Source organism: Flavobacterium frigidimaris, assembly GCF_002217275.1.
In the GTDB taxonomy this organism is placed as follows: Bacteria; Bacteroidota; Bacteroidia; order Flavobacteriales; family Flavobacteriaceae; genus Flavobacterium; species Flavobacterium aquidurense.
Genome location: NZ_MUGV01000038.1, coordinates 15,408 through 35,259, shown reverse-complemented (window position 1 = coordinate 35,259; position 19,852 = coordinate 15,408). Strand labels below are relative to the sequence as shown.

Sequence of the window (19,852 nt, the reverse complement as noted above, 5' to 3'; positions counted from 1 at the left end):
AAAATATCGTCAAAGTGAAAAGGCTTTAGCCAAATGCTGCAATTTTGGCTAAAGCCTTTTTCTATCTAATTCTAAAACCTCCAGCTAAAGCTGGAGGCAATTCAATAAAAACTTAGAATCTTAGCAACCTAGAACCTTAGTATCTTAGAAAATCACTGTCGAATTCTTCACTTCACTAATCATAAAAGTGCTTTGCGTGCTGCCTATATGTTGTAGTGTTGTCAGTTTGGTTACCAAAAATTCTCGGTAAGCTTCCATGTCTTTTACTAATACTTTTAATATGTAATCGTAATCTCCGCTTACGTGATGGCATTCTAAAACTTCGTTGAGTTTGATGACTTCGCTTTCGAATTTGGTTAAGAATTCTTTGGTATGTTGGATCAGTTTTAAATGGCAGAAAACCACAAATCCTCTTTCGATTTTGGTTTTATCGACTAAAGCTACGTAGTTTTTGATGATTCCTTCACGTTCTAGTTTTTTGATTCTTTCATAAACTGCTGTAACCGAAAGATTCAGTTTTAAGGATAATTCTTTGGTTGTCTTTTTACTGTCGGTTTGTAACAGAACCAGAAGTTTTTTATCAATTGCGTCTAAGGTCATGATTGTTGATTGTTGGTGGCTGTTGCCGAAAAAAAATCTACTTATTTGGGTTTTTTATAACAAATTTAAACTAATAATCCATCATAACCATATTTAATAGTTTTAAAATCTAATTTTTAAACTAATCATTGATTAATTTTCTTAATAGATGTTATTTTGAACTGATTTTCTTTTGAAAACGAGTGCCCTAGCCCAGATTGAAGAGTAAAGCCCGGAGTAAAAAAGGCAAGAGTTTCTTGTTCTAAAAAAGCGACCAACGGAAGCTCTTTTTAGAACATTAGAAACTTTGCCTTTTTTATGTCCCGATAGCTATCGGGATGAAACGGAAAGCTGGAATAGGTTCTAAAAATTTTGTTTCAGGTTTAAAGTTTCACGTTGTTGGAACTTGAAACCTGAAACTAGAAACAAAACAAACAAAAACTAACTATATGAAAGACTATAACCCAGCAGATAAAATTCAGGATTTGCAATACTTTGGGGAATTTGGAGGGGTGAATCCTTCGATTTCTGATTCTTCTACTTATACTTTCCTTTCGGCGAAAACGATGTTTGATACTTTTGAAGGCAACATGGAAGGCTGTTATTTGTATTCACGCCATTCTTCGCCAAGTAATTTATATTTGGATCAGGCTTTGGCGGCAATGGAAGGAACGGAAACGGCAAACGTTTCCGCTTCGGGAATGGGAGCCATTACGCCTACGCTATTGCAGTTGTGCGGTGCGGGCGATCATATTGTGTCAAGCCGAACTATTTATGGCGGAACGTATGCTTTTTTGAAGAATTTTACACCTCGATTCGGAATTGAAACGAGCTTTGTAGACATCACGAAATTAGATATTGTAGAAGCTTCAATTACACCAAATACGAAAGTTATTTATTGTGAAACGGTTAGTAATCCGTTGTTGGAAGTGGCTGATATTGCTGGTTTGGCTAATATTGCTAAAAAGCATAATTTGAAATTGGTGGTTGATAATACCTTTTCACCTTTATCTGTTTCACCTGCAAAATTAGGAGCTGATATCGTGATTCACAGTTTGACGAAATACATTAACGGAAGCAGTGATACGGTTGGTGGTGTTACTTGTGCCTCTAAAGAATTTATCAATTCATTGAAAAATGTAAACTCGGGAGCAAGCATGCTTTTGGGACCAACGATGGATAGTTTGCGTTCGGCCTCGGTAATGAAAAATCTTCGTACACTTCATATCCGAATCAAACAACACAGCCATAATGCGCATTTTCTGGCAGACCAATTTGAAGCTGACGGCTTGAAAACCGTTTATCCGGGATTGAAAAGCCACCCAAGTCATGAGTTATATAAAACGATGATTAATCCGGAATATGGTTTTGGTGGGATGATGACAATCGACGTTGGAACTTTGGAAAAAGCCAATGAATTAATGGAATTAATGCAGGCAAGAAACTTAGGTTATTTGGCGGTAAGTTTAGGATTTTACAAAACACTTTTCAGCGCACCCGGAACCTCAACTTCTAGTGAAATTCCGTTAGAGGAACAAACTGAAATGGGATTGACAGATGGCTTGATTCGTTTTTCTATTGGACTGGATAATGATATTCAGCGTACTTATGAAATGATGAAAGCTTGTATGGTGGAATTGGGAATTTTGTAATTTATATTTCGCAGAGATTCACGGAGGGTTTTCGCAGAGATACACTAAGTTATTTCACGCAGATTTAAAAGGATTTAAGCAGATGAGCGCAGATTTATATATTGCTCAGCTAAAAAAAAATCTATTTAAATCTGCTTTAATCTGCACAATCTGCGTGAAACAAAATCATAACGTCTTAAAAAGGCAAACATTTCTTTATATATAAATTTGCAAGATTTTTAATTTGTTTGTTTAAATCCGCTGGAGATTTTTCTCTTAGCGGATTTTTTTTAGAGAGCACAGAATTTTTCACGCAGATTTAAAAAGATTTAGGCAGATTCGCGCAGATTTATTATTGCTATAGCTTAAAAAATCTTTTTTTAATCTGCTTTAATCTGCCAAATCTGCGTGAAAAAATAAAATAAAAAAACCGTTCTGATCAATCTCAGAACGGCTTTCCCATTTATAATTTATAATTCACAATTAATAATTATTTACGCTTCAATCGCATTCAGCTTACTATTTTTTCTACTATAAGTAAAGTAAATAAACAATCCGATTAACAACCAAACTGTAAAGTAAATCCAGTTCCAAACGCTTAATTCGGCCATCATATACAGGCAGCAGATTAATCCTAAAAGTGGAATCAAAGAAAGGTTTTGTCTGAATGACCAAACGGCTAATCCAACTAAAACAAACAGGAAAATCCACATTGGTATTTTGTGTTTGAATAAACTGAAACCTGACTCGTATTTTAGAGAATCATTAATTGGTAAACCTTTTACGACTTCAGCATATTTAGCATCGTCGTCTTGGTATTGGCTTAATAAATGCTCTAAATCCGAAGTTTCAGCCGTTTTATTATGAACATCGATACTTTCTAAATAATTAAAGACTTTAGCTGATTCTTCTTTATCTAAAGCCGTTATAATTGTCGTTGCATCATTTGTTTGCGCTTCATTATTAATGAAAGCCATCGTCGCCTTATTGTTGAAAGCAAATGCATAATACAAACCAGCAATCATTAAAACAGGCAAAATATACTTTGAATTCACATAAGGCGTTTTGAATTTACCTCTTGGAATATCCGTTTTGTTTTGTAAAACCAAAACTCCTGCACAAACCAATACAAAGGCAAATAAAGTTCCGATACTACATAAATCGGTAACCATTGTTAAGTTTAAAAACAATGCCGGAACTGCCACTACAAAACCAGTTACAATGGTTGCAAAAGATGGTGTTTTGAATTTTGGATGCACGGTAGAGAATTTCTTTGGCAATAAACCGTCACGGCTCATGCTCATCCAGATACGAGGCTGTCCCATTTGAAAAACCAAAAGAACGCTAGCCATCGCAATTACAGCACTTACGGCGATAATTCCCGACATCCATTTTAAGTTTAATTTATCGAAAACAAACGCCAGAGGATCTCCAACATTCAATTCGTTATAACGCACCATTCCGGTTAAAACCAACGCAATGGCAATATATAAAATAGTACAAATGATAATCGCCCACATCATTCCACGAGGTAAATCACGTTGTGGATTTTTACATTCTTCGGCCGTTGTTGAAATCGCGTCAAAACCAATATAAGCAAAGAAAACGGCAGAAACTCCTTTTAAAACGCCACTAACACCATTTGGAGCAAACGGATCCCAGTTGGCAGTATCTACATAAAATACACCTACAGCAATAACTAAAAGTACGATACAAAGTTTTACCACAACCATTGCATTACTCGCATTACGGGATTCCTTCATTCCGCGGTACACCAAAGCTGTAATTAAAACAATAATAAATAAAGCCGGTAAATCAGCAACAAAATGGAAAGAACCAATTGTTGGTGCTGTTGTCCAGGCCGTGTAAGCAGCTTGTAATCCTGCACCTAAGTTTTCGTATGTTTTTCCGCCCTGCATTAAAGCTGTGGCATCTTTAAATCCGTTTGAAGCGGTTAGATAATCCATCTGAACCCATTGCGGTAAATGAATCCCGCCACTCTGGAGCAGTCCCGTAAAATAATCACTCCACGATATGGCTACTGTTATATTTCCGACGGCATATTCCATGATTAAAGCCCAACCAATTATCCAGGCAACAATTTCTCCAAAAGCTACATACGAATACGTATAAGCACTTCCTGAAACCGGAACCATCGAAGCAAATTCGGCGTAAGCAAAAGCGGCAAAACTACAAGCCAATGCGGTAAATAAAAACAAGAAAATAACGGCTGGTCCACCATCAGCACTTGCTTTTCCGATAGTACTAAAAATTCCCGCTCCAACAATTGCAGCGATTCCAAAAGCAGTTAAATCCCTGGTCGTTAAATGTTTTCCTAATGCATTATGACCATCTGCTTCGTTCTTTGCAACTTGCTTGAGAATATCTTGTACCGTTTTTTTTCGGAATAAACCTGATAATGCCATATATGATTTTGCTTTTTAAAATTAATTTATATCGGTCTTTGTGGTTTTATTTTGCAAATAATGCAAAAATTATCCTGATTTCAAATATATAAAACCATTTTGTTTTAATGGGAATTATTTTTTGCTATTAAGGCGCTAAGGCTCGAAGTTTTTTTGCCACAAATTGCACGAATTTTCCCGAATTATTTTTTTGCCACAGATTAAAAGATTTACACAGATTATTTTAAAATCTGCTTAATATGCGCGAAACAAAATCTTTTTAATCCATTAATCTGTGGCAGAACATTTTTTGCGAAAACAACTTTAAACTTAACAAATGTAACATTTATCAAAAAGTGCTTACTAATAAATTGATATTTAACTTAAAAGATAAACTATATGGAAAAAATTACAAGAAGATCATTTGTGAATAAATTTGGTATTGGCGTTGGTGCATCCGTTATCATAACCACTCTTCCCTCTTTTTTATCGGCACCGGAAGGAAATAAGACACCTTATACCGGAAAAAAATTAAATGTTGCGCTTTGTGGTTTGGGAGTTTACGCTGATTTGGTAGCGAAAGGAATTCAGGTTTCTGAATATTGTACGCTTGCCGGAATAGTGACGGGAACACCATCAAAAGCAGCACAATGGAAAAGTCAGTACAATATTCCAGAAAAAAATATCTATAATTATCAGAACTTTGATGAAATAATAAAAAATAAAGACATTGACCTGGTGTATGTGATTTTACCAAATGGCCTGCACAAAGAATTTGTCATTCGCGCTGCAAAAGCCGGCAAACACGTCATTACCGAAAAACCAATGGCTATTACCGTTAAAGACTGCGAAGAAATGATCAAAGCCTGCGACGATAATAAGGTGCAATTGGCACTTGGTTACCGCTTGCATTATGAACCGACTCATTTAGAAATTAAAAGACTCGGACAAGAAAAAGTTTTAGGACAAGTCCGTTTTATAGAAGCTTCTTTGGGTTATCAAATACATGATCCTCGTGATACCAAAAGCACTGTTAATTTGAATGACCGAAATGAATGGAGACTAAACAAAAAATTATCCGGAGGTGGTCCGTTAATGGATTTAGGGATTTATTGCATTCAGGCCAGTCGTTATATTTTAGGAGAAGAGCCTATTGCTGTTACAGCACAATTTGGAACCATACATAACAAACAAATTTTTTCTGAAACTGAAGAAAGCATTTCGTGGCAAATGGAATTTCCAAGCGGTGCGCTCTCCAGTTGCAACACTACTGTTAGTTATAATGTTGATAGATTATACGCTTCCGCAGATGAAGGTTTCTTTGAACTAAGTCCAGCATTGAGCTATGGACCGTATGAAGGAAAATCATCAAAAGGACCATTAAAATTTCCGGTTATCAACCAACAGCAAACTCAAATGGATGAAATCGCGAAAGTACTTTTAGAAAACAAAAAACTGCCCAACCATATTACTGGAGAAGAAGGATTGAAAGACATTAAAGTCATAAACGCCATTTACAAAGCCGCTGAAACTGGAAAGAAAGTTTCACTGACGTAGTTTTGCCACAAAGGCTCTAAGACACAGAGTTTTTAATAATTTTAATTCGTGAATTCGTGGCGGAAAAAATAGCCACGAATTCACGAATTATTTTTTTAAAATCTTTGCGAACCTTGCGTAGACCTTTGCTCCCGATAGCTATCGGGATTGCGGTTAAGCCTTCAGGCAGCTTCTCAAAATACTAACCGGATGCTGTGCTTCCCTACTCGTTCCATCATAAATTTGATGACGGCAGCTCGTTCCTGCGGCAGCGATTTTTACATTTTCGGCCGTGGCACGCACTTTTGGAAATAAAGTATCTTCTCCCATTTGCATGCTTACCTGGTAATGTTCTTTTTCGTAACCAAAAGATCCTGCCATTCCGCAACAGCCCGAATTGTAAATCGTAACCGTAGTATTGGTTGGTAAATTCAGCATCGCAAAAGTTGCTTCAACAGAACTCAATGATTTCTGGTGACAGTGTCCGTGAATCTTGATTTCTTTCTTTTCATCAGAGAATGAATCCGGTTTTATCTTTCCATCGATAATCTCTTTTTTAAAGAATTCTTCAATGGTAAAAGCATTTCGGGATAACTTCTCAGCTTCTTCTTTATCATCTGCCAAGCGAAGATATTCATCCCTGAAAGTTAAAATAGCAGAAGGTTCAATACCAACCAAAGGCGCATTGCCTAAAACCAAATCTTTAAAAATGCGGACATTGTGATTGGCTATTTTTTTTGCTTCTTCTAAAAAACCTTTAGACAAATAAGCCCTTCCGCTTTCTTCATGGTCGATAACCAGAACTTGGTACCCTAGTTTAGTTAATAATTCGAAAGCATCGATTCCTATATTTACATCATAATAATTGGTAAATTCATCTACAAACAAATACAATCTTCCGTTCGGAAAATCCGTAACTGCAGGTTTATGATTTTCATGCCATTTTCTGAAAGTCTTTTTTGCCAAAAGTGGCACTTGTCTTTCCGGCGCAATTCCCATGCTTTTTTTAACGAGCGATTGATTCGAAATAAAATTGGTGATTGACGGAAACTTACTTCCCATTTTATTCAGTTTTGCGTTGTGTGCAAAAATCTTATTTCGGGTCGAAAATCCGTTAGCTTTTTGATATTGGTATAAAAATTCGGCTTTTAAAGTTGCAACGTCCACATTACTCGGACATTCGCTGGCGCAGGCTTTACAGCTTACACACAATTCAAAAACTTCATATAATTCTTTCTGGTCAAATTTGTTTTCTTTTTCAGAATAGGTCAAATATTCACGCAGCGCATTGGCTCGCGCACGCGTGGTTTCTTTTTCGTTTTTAGTTGCTCGGTAACTCGGACACATCGCTCCTCCTGCCGATGGCAATTTTCGACAATCTCCAGATCCGTTGCATTTTTCGGCCGCACGCAAAATCCCTAAACTGTCTGAGAAATCCTGAAACGTTTTAATATCCGGTTCTACCCTGCCCGAAATCACACGATGGTTTTCATCCATCTTTAAAGCGTTCACAATCTTCCCGATATTCAAAACCGAATTCGGGTCAAAAGCCAACTTAATGCGTTTCAACAATTCATAATTTGTCTCGCCAATCATAAACGGAATAAACTCGCCGCGCACAATTCCGTCACCGTGTTCTCCGCTTAGCGAACCTCTGTATTTTTTAACCAAAATTGCCACATCGGTCGCGATGGTTCTAAAAAGTTTTAAGTCAGATGCTTTCTTCAAATTCAAAACCGGACGTAAATGCAGTTCGCCCGCACCCGCATGCGCATAATAAATCGCACCTTGTCCGTGACGCAGCATCATCGCCGAAAATTCTGCAATATAAGCGGGCAAATCGCTCAACTCAACCGCAGTATCTTCAATAGAATCGGCTGCTTTGTCGTCTCCAACAATACTTCCTAAAAGTCCGAGGCCGGCTTTTCTCAATTCGTTTACTTTTTCAATATCGGCCCCGTAAATTTTTACGAGCGCGTAACCAAAGTTGTTTTTTTCTAAATCGGCAACCAAAGCATTCGCTTGTCTTTCTGCATCTTCAGGATCATGCGAAGCTACTTCAAACATCATAATCGCCTTCGGTTCTCCCACCAAAAAGAAACGATTTTTAATGTGTTCGCGATTCGTTTTGGTACAATCCAAAATCGTGTCGTCGATCATTTCTGCTGTGTACAAATGATGTTTCATCGCCACCACAACAGATTCCAGCGATTCCTGAATACTATGATAATGCGCTACCACCATAATATTATTGGCCGGCGGTAAATTGTCAACTTTTAAGGTAATTTCATAAGTAAAAGCCAAAGTTCCTTCGCTTCCGCAGAGTAATTTTCCGAGATTGATTGTCGGTTCTGTTCCGCCAAACAAATCCGATTTCAGTAAAATATCAACCGCATAACCCGTATTTCTTCTGTGAATCTCCGGTTTCGGAAACTCTTTTACAATTTCATCCTGCATTGCTTTTACCGAAAGTTCGTCGTAAACGCTTTTGTATATTTTATTTTCTAAGGTATCGCCTTTGGTTTTCTCGATAAATTCCGCCGAAGTCAGTTCCTTAAAAACCACTTCCGATCCATCGCTCAAAATCGCTTTGATCTCCACAATTTTATCGCGCGTCACGCCATAGCGAATCGAAGTCGTTCCCGAAGAATTATTGCCCACCATTCCGCCAATCATACAGCGGTTAGATGTAGAAGTATTCGGGCCGAAAAACACGCCATGCGGTTTCAGAAACAAATTCAGTTCATCGCGAATCACGCCAGGCTCTACCGTAACTGTTTTTTTAATCGGGTCGAAATTCAGGATTTTGGTAAAATTCTTCGAAACATCGACCACAATTCCGTCGCCCACCGTTTGTCCGGCCAGCGAAGTTCCCGCTGTTCTTGGCGTAATCGAAATCTGATGCTCCCCCGCAAACCGAATCAGTTTACTAATATCTGCGATCGTTTTAGGCACCGCAACTGCTTTTGGTTTAATCCGGTACACCGAAGCATCGGTCGAATAAAGCGTTTTATGAAGATCATCGTATAAAAGTGTTCCTTCCAACGATGCTGATAATTGTTCTAAATCCTTAAATAGTGACATTTTTGCTGAATATTATTTGACAAAAATAGGTTTTTTTAAGGTTCTGAGGTTCTAAGTTGCTAAGGTTCTAAGGTTTTTTTTTTGGAGGCGCAGAGGAGCAAAGGAACAAAGGTTCGAAGGTTTTTTCTCATTTTATGTCATTCCGAGGAACGAGGAATCCCCGCAAGTAACTCTACAAAGATTGGAATTTCGTTGCGGAGTTACTTGCGAGGATTTCTCCTTTGTCGAAATGACAAATAGTAACGTATAATCATTATTTTAAGAAATTTTACGCAATTTTTTTCCGGGCCTTTACGATTTTTACAATTGGAATTTCAATTTCATTTATTGGAATTTCGTTTTTAATAAGGAGCTATTTCCTGCTGTCCTTCTAAATCTTTTGTGTCCGCCGCGGCGGACACAAAAGGATTTTCCCTCCCATCAGGGCTAGGGCATTCTTTTTCATAAGAAGTTTTATCCAAAGTTAAAATTTGTAAGAAAATTATTTTATTTTAAGAAAAATATTATATTCGTTATTTATAAGTTTTTATTTACAAATAAATATAATATGTCGAAATTAACAATATTTGGAAAAGCCAATCCTGTAGTAGGTAAAAAAGAATATTATTCAATTTATGATTTTTTTGGTAGCTCCAACCTTGTTTCATTTGATCAATCACAATTTCAAAGTTTATCCGATGAACATGTTAAATGGAGCATTTGGACATTGAGTGGAAGTTCATGGTCAAAAAGACCTGAAAACAACAAGACAGGAATAACGGTACCTTATACTTTTTCTCAAAAAAGCCTGACCAGAAAAGGAATCCGAATGCTGGTCGAGGCAAATGGCGAAAAAGCAGTCCTTGATATAAAAACAGAAAAAGCCACACAAGGGAAAATATTGCATGTTGATTTACTAGACAATAATTATAATAAACCTACAAGACCATTTGCATACGGCGATTGGATAATTGCCCGTGTACATTGTGTAGATATGGAATTGCTGCCTGTAAAAGTAACTTTATGGGAAGATGACGGAGATAAAACGAAGCAAAACACAACAAATGTAAGGATCGAAACTAAAATAAGCGACATTTTAAATGGAATAGCTTATGCTAAATTTTATCTAAACCCTAGTCATGCCTGGCTGGCAAATGCGAAATTAGCTAAAGGCGACAAAAACGAAGGAAAATTTCATGAGTACTACGTAACTGCCGAAATTTTTGAAAAAATTTCGAAACGAGCAACAAGTAAAAATGCAAATATCCCCAATCCTGATTATAAGCCAGAAGTTCAAGCACCTAAGAAGCAAACTCCGGCGGAAAAAAAAGGCCCGTCTAAAAAAGAAGAAAAAGGAATAGCGAAATCTGAAAAGAACATTCATGATTATCATGAAACGAAAGTCTCTGTAAAAAATGAAATTTCGACAAATCCTGTATGGGAAAAGATTAATAGTATGATGACCGTTAATATGGATCCTGATTGGTGGAAGAAAAAAGAAGATGAAAAAGGAAAAAATAATTGCCCTAGATGTAATCAAGATTTTAAATATGATGACATTGTAAAAATATTTCCATCAGCTTCGAAAAATAAAAATTTAGCAACGAAATTAATCGAAGAAATAAATTTATTAAAAGATGAATATAAAATTAATACTTGTCTAAGAAAAGCTCATTTGATAAACCAATTAGGTTCTGAAACAGGTTTTAATACTTTGATAGAAGAAATTGACGGATATAGTACAACTACCCTAACGAATTTATTTGGTTATTTTAAAAGACATCCAAAAGAAGCAGAGATTTATAAAGGAAATCTTTATGAAATTGCTATCAGAGCTTACGGTCTAAGAAAAGTAGATAACGATGAAGATATTGTATCTTGTGTTTTATCGCCTGGAGGTAAATGTAATGACTTAGGCAATGAAAGTAAAGAAGAAGGTTATACGTATATTGGGCGAGGATTAATTCAATTAACTGGAAAATACAATTATTCTCAAATTAATAAAGATTTTAAAAAAGCCTTTCCAGGGAAGGGAGATTTAATAAAAAATCCTGATCTTTTAGAAGAACCTAAATACGCCGTAATGTCTGCATTTAGCTACTGGATTAATAATAATCTAAATTCTAAAGCTGATATAGGATCAAATCCAGCAAATGTTGATAGTATTACAAAAATTATAAATAAAAACTTAGATGCGAGTCATTATGAAAAAAGAAGGAAATCTTTTTTGACTTCAAAAGAAGTTTATCGTCTAAATGAATGTAAAAATATAGATCAAGAATTAAATGCAGGAGTTGTTATTAGATTAATAAGAAAATGGCAAACAAAAAAATCAACTATTGGCGAATTTACAATCGATAATTCAGATATAACGGGATACATATTAGAAGAAAAAGGACCAGACACAACTATTTCAGGAATTGAACAAAGAATTCCTATAGGTACTTACAATCTAGTTTGGCATAATGGTACAAAATTTAAAAATGTTTTAAAATTATATAATAACGAAGTTAATATTAATAGGGCAATTTTAATTCACGCAGGAAATTCAGCTGAGGCAACAGAGGGATGCCTATTACCTGGTTCTTCAAGAAGTGTAGATTGGGTATCGAAAAGTGTTGATAAATTAAACGAAATAAATGAATACGTTAAATCAATTGGAATTGAAAATGCAAAAATTATAATAACTCAAGAATATGAATAAATTAATCGCCTTAATAATTTTGTCGCTTTTTATTTCTTGTACATCAAAATCACAAAGTAAAGAAGCCACAATAGCTGATTTAAAAATCGCTTTTACAAAAAATGATGAAAAACTTTTTTTACAAAACTTTCCGAAAAACTACAATCAATTTGTAAAGTATTTTGGATGGAATGATAGCTTAGATGTTCCGTATCCGTTATATAATGAAAGTGAAGAATATATCAATAGATTATTTAAAATAATTAAAAAAGACAAAACTGGTAAATCACTTAAATTAATTATAGATATTGGCATTAATGGAAAATATCAAGCTGATGCCGTAAACTATTTTAAAATAAATATTGAAAGAATATTTAAGGAAAATCCAAATTTAGCTTGTGATCTTCTAGGCAATAGAACGCTTGAAGAAATAGATAGTTTTTGGCACTTTTATTTAGATTCTCCACAACCATTGACCGCTGTTCCTGATATCTTTAAAATTCTAAAAAATAGCTGTCCTCAAATATATTCTTCGCTAGAAAAAGAATTGACATTAATTCAAAAAGAGAATTTAGTTTCCGAAATTACTAATGAAAGTAAAACCAATAAATTAAAATTAATCAACGATTTTATACCAGAAGGTTATACAATATTAGACAGCTTGTCCGGCTATATAAATGATGACAATTTAACAGATAAAATTTTAATTTTAGCCAATAGTCAAGAATTTAAAAATAACGAATCCCGAATATTATTAATTTTATTATACAACCAAAATAAGGAGTACTCGTTAAATTTTAAAAGCTCAAATATTATTCCTTGCTTAAAATGTGCTGGAGGAACTGGAGGAGAAGATTCGTATGATGATTTATCTTTCAATAATAATATCTTAAGTTTTATTCAATTAAAAATTAGCGATTCTAATTTAATCAAAATAAAGTATGAATTTTTAAATAATAAAAGTGATTTCAAGTTAGATAGAGTTACTACTACAAGCTCTGAATTAAATAATGACTTTGCAAATACGGTTTCAATAAAACTAAATACTTCAATCTCTTTAAGAAATTTTAATTACCAAGATTATAAAAGTTATTTAAACTATTCTGTAATAATAGCCGACTTAGATGGTTTCACTAATTTAAGGAAAGAAAAAAAAAGCAGTTCGATAATACTGGAGAAAATTAAAACTGGAGAAAATGTAAAAGTAATTGACAATTCAGGAGATTGGTGGTTTGTGCAAACTAAAGAAGGCAAAAAGGGTTACGTGTGTAAGACCAAGATAAAAAATGAATAACTATTATTGATATCGTCTTGCTCGTTGACATTTAGAATGTAAAATAGTTACGCGCACGAGCGATACGCGCGCCAGCACGGGGACAAGAAATAGTTCCCAAACAATTCCCTCATCCAATATTTACAATCCCTGCTTACAGCACTTTATTTTGATTTGTTGACAGTGTAAATTCCGCCCACAAGTAAAATGACGCCCAGCCCTAAATAAAGGTATCCCTGTTGTTTACCTGATTCGTTGGACGCATTAATTTTTAGTCCTAATAAATTAATTTCTTTTGTATTATCAGCTATTTTGTTGATACCTATATATCCCACACCGAGACTAATAACGATTAGAATTATTCCTATTATTTTTGATGGATTCATGTTTTTTGAATTTAATTGTTTCTCTAATTTAAGAAAAATATTTTTCAATCAGATGATAATATTCATTTTATCCTAATTGATGAGGGAACATGGAACCCTTCAAACCCAAATAAACACTTTAGAAAACAGCTTTTTTTGGTTGAACGAATTAGCCGAAGTTTTAAATCCTTATTTGAGTTTGGAATACGAAAGGATTTTGCTCCCGACACTTCGGGACCATCAGGGCTAGGGAAATCTTTTCCACAAAAAGGTTTAAGATTTATAACTTTCTATTCGTTATTTTTCCATTCTCATTAAACATAACACACGGAAATTGAATTCCGGAAAACTTCCCAAATTCTGAATAATCATGATTAAGTACTTTTTCTCCCTCCAATATATACAATAAAACCCTATTATCTGGTAATAAAAACCAAACCGAATTATCTGTGCTCTGCTCGTCATTTAATTCAAAAAATATGGCTTTCTCAATGAATTTTTGATCAAATCTATAATTACAGCCGCAATGATTTTTTTCTGAAGTTTTTAAAGCTTCGTTACTATCAAAAGTTGGTTTGATATTATTTACTGCAGACCAATTTAAGCTTTTTACATAATCATCCTGCTTTTTCCATTCTTCAGGATTTTTATTTACGCCATCAATATTATAAGCGTTAATTGCATTATTATTAAAGTAATAAATATCAAGTTTGAGATTTGGATTACTATTCAAGCTTTCTGAAATGAACTTTATCGATTGAACTCTTTTTAAAATTTCCTGATAATCAGTTTTAATAGAATCTCGGGAATAAATTGAATTCCCTTCCTTTGATGCTAAAAACTGAATGCAAACATTTGGAAGCATTTTGTCATTTTTCAACGTTACTTTAAATGTTTTCGGTTCATTCCAAATATATCTTCCTCTACCAAGCACTTCTTCAAAAGATAGAATATTGAAATCAGTTTTTAATTCGTTTATCTCTTTTAAGTAAGTATAAGCCGATAATTTATAAAGCTCATCATTATTATTTCTAATTATGTTATTGACTAAATATTTCAGCAATTCATTTCCTTCAAGCGGTTTCTGAATTTTAGATTTAGTATTAAAAACTTCATCTAGTATTTTCTCAATTTCAAAATTATAAATGAGATCCTTATTATCATCCTCAAAAGGCATTGCGTAACCCCAAACATACTTTCTGGATTTGAAAGTTTTTTTAGACTGCGTATTTTTAAAAACCTCAATCACAAATTGATTTCGATAAGAACTGTGCATGCCATAACAACAGCCATTAGATAAATACTCATTAAGCTCTTTTTTGTATACAGCTATGTTTTGTAAAACTTTAAAAATGTATTCTTTTTGTTCCTGATTCCAGGCAATTACAGGTTCACTATTGTAAAGGCTCAATAATTTCTCAGGATTATTTTTTATGTAGTTGGTGTCAATTTTAAATTTTGATAATAATTGAGTGGTATCATCAACTTTTTGTAATTCCAGCAATAAATTCTTGATTGCTTTTTGATTTTTAATAACCTTCTTTTCTGTTTTAAACTCTTTGTCAGTGTCATCAAACTGATTAACATAAGTAATTTTAGAAATGACTATTTTTTCAGCTAAATCCTGAGAGTTTGCTGAAAAGGAAATTACCAATAACAGTAGAAGAATTTTTTTAACCATACTTGAACTTTTATTTAATTAAATACTTCCAGAAGAACTCTATACGACATAAAAACACATCCAAAATCTTTTCCCTCGATTCCCTCAATAATGACCCAATCTAAAATTCCTTTATTTATAAGTTGATACAATTCATATTCAATAAATTCAGGAGTATAATTTAATTTTTGATAATCAGGATGTGTTCTAATAAGCTCTGAAAATTTCCATTGTGAAAACTTAATTTCATCTACAGTAATATCATAGGCATAAATAACTCCATCTTTCTCTGCCGTACAACCGCTTCCGTGAAACCAATATTCAATTCCTTCTATATTTCCTTTTCTTTCAAAAAAAGTACGTGAAAATGAACACGGATTGATATCTTGTTTGTACTTAGTTTTTAATAAAGTTTCAAAATGCCTTATAAAATTGATATAGTTGATTAAAATTTCTTCGATCATAGTTTTGTAAAAATAACTATTTATATTTAGCCTAAAATTCTTTTAAAATATTTTTCAATATACAATTGCAACAGACGGAACAAAAATAATTGATGGAGATTTAGCAAGAGATACTTATGAGCAAATAATGGACTTGTACGACAGTGATGCAACTATCGAAATCATCGAAAAAGAAATTCCTTTTGCCAAACGAGATTATGGAACTATTGCCCTGTGAATACGAGCGAGACGATCGCGCCAGCACGGGATATAATTCAGTGAATATTCTATTTGAAAATAGCAGTTTGGAAGTCTTCATCATTAATCATTTTGTTGTTTTCAATCATGAAAACAACTAATTCAGCAAGTAAACTAAAAGAGCCGACTAACGCTTTTTCAATTTCAGCTTCCTTAATATTAGAGCCATGAACAACTTTAGAACGCAAGCCATATAGACTTTTGATTTCTTTAAATTTTAGTACTCTTTCTTCACCTCTTCCACATAGTAACGATGATATGCTTAATGATAATCGATAAGTGATTTCTGTTGAAACATCAACTATACTTTCAATTGCAGCCCAAATAATTGCAATAGCACTTTTAATATCCACACAATATCTCCACGAATTTATTACTTCGATAGAATATCTAAATTTTTCATGTTTATAAGCTAAAGTATTTGCTATCTCAAAATACTTTTTAATCCAATCGATATCTGTGTTTTCAATTTTGATTTCTTGCAGAGTTTTTAGCTGAATCATATTAACATGATAATCACAAAGACCTGCTTGGATATTTTCAGGGCCTTTTAAATTGTTCCAAGAGCGATTCAACAATGCAACTGAATTTATCGTCGTTTTATTTCTTAAGACAAATAGTGTATTTAATAGCCACGCTCTGTTTAAAATGTCATAACCAAAAGTGGATTCGTTTTCGGTACTAACGATTTCAAATGTATTTTGTAAATAACAAAAAGGCTCAACTAATGACCATTGTTTAAAACCTTTGGAGCCTAATCCCGCCAATTCAAATACAGATATTTTATTGATTTTTCTTATCGTTAGATACGGCAGTAATTCTATTTCATTTTCTTTAAAATGGATTCCATTTCCTAAAATGTACCATGTTCCTTTTGTTACCATTAGTAAAGAATTTTTATGTTAGTGGCTCACAGTATTCTTTATTCACTACCTTATCTCTCAAAACAGCTTTGTTACTAAAATTTCTTGTTATGTTTCGTACAATTTCGCTGTAATTATCGTTACCTTCTCTCTTGTGATAGAAGGGTTTTATTGAAACACAATTCTTATGTTCAAAAAGTGTACTTAGAAGTGTTCTGTCTGAATTTCCGCAGGAATGTCCAAAAATGAATATCTGGTAATCTCCTCCATTTAAGAACTCTAATAGTTTTTTGTAGTTATCTGTTTCTAAATACTTAATTGATTTGATATTTTCGAGATAAATATTGTCATTTAGATTTTCAATTGATTTGTAGTCTTCATCAATTTCGTCTCCAAATCCAAAAATAACATTATTATTATCTCTTTGGTTAGTAGTACCATGAATATGAATAACATTTTTTTCTACATTTCTATTAAAATCTCCAGAAAGGTCAAACCAAGAAACATTATAATATAATTTTTCTGTAAATGTATAATTGAAATTCAAAAATAAAATTTCAGTTGGTTGTAAGTTGAAATAGTTAATAGCAGAATCTGAAAGTAATCTGTTTCTTATAGTGCTTGTTGGGTCACTTTTCCCTATTGTAGATATTAAAGAACGTTTTTCTTCATTTATATCCTCCATTGTAATATCTCCAGAATTAATACCCTTAAGGTCATTCCTAATCTGTTGATATTCAAATTCAACTTTTTTGTTAATGGATGCTTCTGTGAAATCTTTTAATTTAAAATTAGAATAAACCTTGTACGTGATAGCTTTTTTTAAATGGTTGTCAGTACTATCTCTGCCAAAGCCTTCATTGAAGTCATATTCTATTTTTTGTAAATATGTTTCTAATAGTTTTTGTATTTCGGTGAAATCGGAATTTAATTGAGAGATTTGATAAGTGCAATTTTTATCCTTAAAAGATTTTTTTAGTAATAAGTAGTACTCATTTTCTATATCAACCCAATTTTGAATTTGCTTTTTTTTATTTATTTCTTCAAGAAATTTATTTTTAAAAGTTAGTGAACTTCCACCTGATTCTAAAATTTTGGATAATTCTTCAAATGTGGTAATTGACGACAAATAAGCACCTGGCGGTTTTTTGTTGATACTAAATTCTGAATTTTCAAATACTCTTTCTGTAGATGACCTGATATCAGATATCGTGTTAACCCAATAATCGTTGATAAAATCTTTATAGCTTGTTTTCATTCCATGTGCTAAATCAAAGCCGTTTCCAATAAGTATAATTCTATTCATGTTCCTTGTTTTAATCAAATATATAGAATATTTTTTCTTACAATATTTATTATCAATTGTATTTTTGACAAAAAGCTATTCCTCAAAAATATCAATTAACCATCCCAAACCACCAAGTACAAATACCCCTTTTTCCCAACCCAAAAAAATCCCCAACTTTCCCTAAATTTATCCCCAAATAAATCCCATTTTAGCATTACCAAATAATACACTTCCTTAAAACATCATTTTAATGAATAAAAATATAAGCGCCCTTTTTGAAATCGCTCAAAAAGAGACCCGAAAAATAGTAGGTTTAATGTCCGGAACTTCGCTTGACGGATTGGATATTGCGCTTTGTGCTATTTCTGGTGCGGGCGAAAATACGGCTGTAAAAATTCTGGAATTCGAAACCATCAGTTATACCGAAGACATTAAAACCGAAATCCGTAAAGTGTTTGCCCAGAAAACAATCGATTTTCAGCATTTGGCTTTATTAAACGAATGGATCGGTCTTTTGCACGCCGGTATGGTCAACGATTGTCTTCAAAAATGGAATATTCCAGCCCACGAAGTCGACTTAATCGCCTCGCACGGCCAAACGGTTTTACATGCTCCGAAGTTTTTGCATCAGCAGGAAAAATTCCCCAATGCGACTTTGCAAATTGGCGACGGCGATCATATTGCTGTAAAAACCGGAATTATAACGTTATCAGATTTCAGGCAAAAACATGTGGCTGGCGGTGGTGAAGGTGCGCCTTTGGCGGTTTATGGCGATTATTTATTGTTCAGCAAAAAAGGCGAAAACCGCATTATGCTCAACATGGGTGGCATCGCGAATTTCACCTATTTACCCGCTTCCCAAAACGCCGAAGAAGTTTTTGTAACCGATACCGGAACTGCAAATACCTTAATCGACATTTTTACGAAACACTTTTTCCCTGAAAAAAGTTACGATAAAGATGCCGAAATTGCCCAAACCGGAACCGTAAACCAAACCCTTTTAACGGAATTAAAAAGCAATGCTTTCTTCCAGAAAAGCTTCCCCAAAACCATCGGTCAGGAATTATTCAATAAAGCTTTTGTCGATTCGGCTTTGTCAAAAACCAAGCTCGAAAATATTTCGGCACCAGATTTGCTTGCCACATTAACAAGACTAAGCGCCGAAACAATTGCAGAAGCGATTCTGTTTGTCGTAAAAAACACGGGAACGCCAATTGAAGAATTCACAGTTTACATGTCCGGCGGTGGCGCAAGTAATCCGTTATTGGTAAAAGGATTAAAGGAATTATTGTCGTGCCCGTTCAAAAAAAGTGACGATCTCGGCATTTCAGGCGACGCAAAAGAAGCGGTTTTATTTGCCGTTTTAGCCAACGAAACCGTTGCCGGCGGGGATTATAACTTTGGCACAAAAAAAGGAATTCCCTCAGTAACAATGGGAAAAATTTCTTTACCGGATTAGGGAGGGTTTGCCACGAAGGCACTAGGACACTAAGTTTTTGTTTACTGTGTGGCTAAAAAATTTCACGCAGATTTTTGCAGATTAAAGCAGATGAACGCAGATTTATTTATAGTTTAATCCAAATTAAATCTGCTTAAATCTTTTTAAAATCTGCGTGAAAAAACTATTCGCACTGATTCATAATCTTTGGCTAAAAATTTTCTCACGCAGATTTAGCAGATCTTGCAGATCTTTTCTAAAAAATAAAAACTTTGTGCCTTAGCGCCTTCGTGGCAAAAAAACTAAAATCACGTATATGAAATTCAAATAAATACCGTTAAAATTATAATCTATTAATTATTTACGA

General features: G+C 33.9%; 13 protein-coding genes. 5 read left to right on the top strand and 8 right to left on the bottom strand.

Annotated elements, in window-relative coordinates:
• Window positions 1-144: 144 nt before the first annotated feature.
• Window positions 145-600, bottom strand: coding sequence for an Lrp/AsnC family transcriptional regulator (locus tag B0A65_RS19235; protein WP_074656297.1), 456 nt, complete (start codon window positions 598-600; stop codon window positions 145-147).
• Window positions 601-1,028: 428 nt separating this feature from the next.
• Here B0A65_RS19235 and B0A65_RS19230 point away from each other — a divergent pair, with 428 nt between their 5' ends.
• Window positions 1,029-2,231 (top strand): aminotransferase class I/II-fold pyridoxal phosphate-dependent enzyme, encoded by a 1,203-nt coding sequence (locus B0A65_RS19230; RefSeq protein ID WP_074656295.1) that lies wholly within the window; start codon window positions 1,029-1,031, stop codon window positions 2,229-2,231.
• 473 nt (window positions 2,232-2,704) lie between these two features.
• On the opposite strand, the gene B0A65_RS19225 is transcribed toward B0A65_RS19230, so the two are convergent.
• Window positions 2,705-4,636, bottom strand: a complete 1,932-nt coding sequence (locus B0A65_RS19225) for an amino acid permease (protein WP_074656293.1) — start codon at window positions 4,634-4,636, stop codon at window positions 2,705-2,707.
• A gap of 378 nt (window positions 4,637-5,014) precedes the next feature.
• On the opposite strand from B0A65_RS19225, the gene B0A65_RS19220 reads away from it, so the two are divergent.
• Window positions 5,015-6,172, top strand: a complete 1,158-nt coding sequence (locus tag B0A65_RS19220) for a Gfo/Idh/MocA family protein (RefSeq protein ID WP_074656291.1) — start codon at window positions 5,015-5,017, stop codon at window positions 6,170-6,172.
• Window positions 6,173-6,325: 153 nt separating this feature from the next.
• On the opposite strand, the gene B0A65_RS19215 is transcribed toward B0A65_RS19220, so the two are convergent.
• A complete protein-coding gene (locus tag B0A65_RS19215; RefSeq protein WP_074656288.1) occupies window positions 6,326-9,235 on the bottom strand; it encodes an FAD-binding and (Fe-S)-binding domain-containing protein in 2,910 nt (969 codons plus the stop codon).
• An 808-nt stretch (window positions 9,236-10,043) separates the two neighbouring features.
• On the opposite strand from B0A65_RS19215, the gene B0A65_RS19210 reads away from it, so the two are divergent.
• A complete protein-coding gene (locus B0A65_RS19210) occupies window positions 10,044-11,918 on the top strand; it encodes a DUF5675 family protein (RefSeq protein ID WP_207556461.1) in 1,875 nt (624 codons plus the stop codon).
• The gene (locus B0A65_RS19205; RefSeq protein ID WP_074656285.1) at window positions 11,911-13,191 is read left to right on the top strand and encodes an SH3 domain-containing protein; all 1,281 of its coding nucleotides are present in this window, start codon (window positions 11,911-11,913) and stop codon (window positions 13,189-13,191) included. Before B0A65_RS19210 ends, B0A65_RS19205 begins: the two co-directional genes overlap by 8 nt.
• A gap of 143 nt (window positions 13,192-13,334) precedes the next feature.
• On the opposite strand, the gene B0A65_RS19200 is transcribed toward B0A65_RS19205, so the two are convergent.
• The 5 genes from B0A65_RS19200 to B0A65_RS19180 all read right to left on the bottom strand — a co-directional run bounded on the left by B0A65_RS19200 (window position 13,335) and on the right by B0A65_RS19180 (window position 18,065).
• Entirely contained in the window at window positions 13,335-13,556 is a 222-nt protein-coding gene (locus tag B0A65_RS19200; RefSeq protein WP_074656283.1) for a hypothetical protein, read from the bottom strand.
• A gap of 259 nt (window positions 13,557-13,815) precedes the next feature.
• On the bottom strand, window positions 13,816-15,216 hold the full coding sequence (locus B0A65_RS19195; protein WP_074656280.1) for a hypothetical protein: 1,401 nt from the start codon (window positions 15,214-15,216) through the stop codon (window positions 13,816-13,818).
• 14 nt (window positions 15,217-15,230) lie between these two features.
• Entirely contained in the window at window positions 15,231-15,659 is a 429-nt protein-coding gene (locus B0A65_RS19190) for a DUF6896 domain-containing protein (RefSeq protein WP_074656277.1), read from the bottom strand.
• A 266-nt stretch (window positions 15,660-15,925) separates the two neighbouring features.
• Complete coding sequence (locus B0A65_RS19185; RefSeq protein WP_074656275.1) at window positions 15,926-16,780, bottom strand: HEPN domain-containing protein; 855 nt, start codon at window positions 16,778-16,780, stop codon at window positions 15,926-15,928.
• 13 nt (window positions 16,781-16,793) lie between these two features.
• The gene (locus tag B0A65_RS19180; protein WP_074656272.1) at window positions 16,794-18,065 is read right to left on the bottom strand and encodes an AbiH family protein; all 1,272 of its coding nucleotides are present in this window, start codon (window positions 18,063-18,065) and stop codon (window positions 16,794-16,796) included.
• A gap of 232 nt (window positions 18,066-18,297) precedes the next feature.
• Between B0A65_RS19180 and B0A65_RS19175 the strand changes: the two genes are divergently transcribed.
• Window positions 18,298-19,506: an anhydro-N-acetylmuramic acid kinase gene (locus B0A65_RS19175; protein ID WP_074656270.1), complete on the top strand. Its 1,209-nt coding sequence runs from the start codon at window positions 18,298-18,300 to the stop codon at window positions 19,504-19,506.
• Window positions 19,507-19,852 lie beyond the last annotated feature (346 nt).

Coding starts and splice junctions, on each gene's coding strand:
- B0A65_RS19235 (WP_074656297.1), bottom strand. CDS start 600: ATGACCTTAGACGCAATTGATAAAAAACTTCTGGTTCTGTTACAAACC.
- B0A65_RS19230 (WP_074656295.1), top strand. CDS start 1,029: ATGAAAGACTATAACCCAGCAGATAAAATTCAGGATTTGCAATACTTT.
- B0A65_RS19225 (WP_074656293.1), bottom strand. CDS start 4,636: ATGGCATTATCAGGTTTATTCCGAAAAAAAACGGTACAAGATATTCTC.
- B0A65_RS19220 (WP_074656291.1), top strand. CDS start 5,015: ATGGAAAAAATTACAAGAAGATCATTTGTGAATAAATTTGGTATTGGC.
- B0A65_RS19215 (WP_074656288.1), bottom strand. CDS start 9,235: ATGTCACTATTTAAGGATTTAGAACAATTATCAGCATCGTTGGAAGGA.
- B0A65_RS19210 (WP_207556461.1), top strand. CDS start 10,044: ATGCTGGTCGAGGCAAATGGCGAAAAAGCAGTCCTTGATATAAAAACA.
- B0A65_RS19205 (WP_074656285.1), top strand. CDS start 11,911: ATGAATAAATTAATCGCCTTAATAATTTTGTCGCTTTTTATTTCTTGT.
- B0A65_RS19200 (WP_074656283.1), bottom strand. CDS start 13,556: ATGAATCCATCAAAAATAATAGGAATAATTCTAATCGTTATTAGTCTC.
- B0A65_RS19195 (WP_074656280.1), bottom strand. CDS start 15,216: ATGGTTAAAAAAATTCTTCTACTGTTATTGGTAATTTCCTTTTCAGCA.
- B0A65_RS19190 (WP_074656277.1), bottom strand. CDS start 15,659: ATGATCGAAGAAATTTTAATCAACTATATCAATTTTATAAGGCATTTT.
- B0A65_RS19185 (WP_074656275.1), bottom strand. CDS start 16,780: ATGGTAACAAAAGGAACATGGTACATTTTAGGAAATGGAATCCATTTT.
- B0A65_RS19180 (WP_074656272.1), bottom strand. CDS start 18,065: ATGAATAGAATTATACTTATTGGAAACGGCTTTGATTTAGCACATGGA.
- B0A65_RS19175 (WP_074656270.1), top strand. CDS start 18,298: ATGAATAAAAATATAAGCGCCCTTTTTGAAATCGCTCAAAAAGAGACC.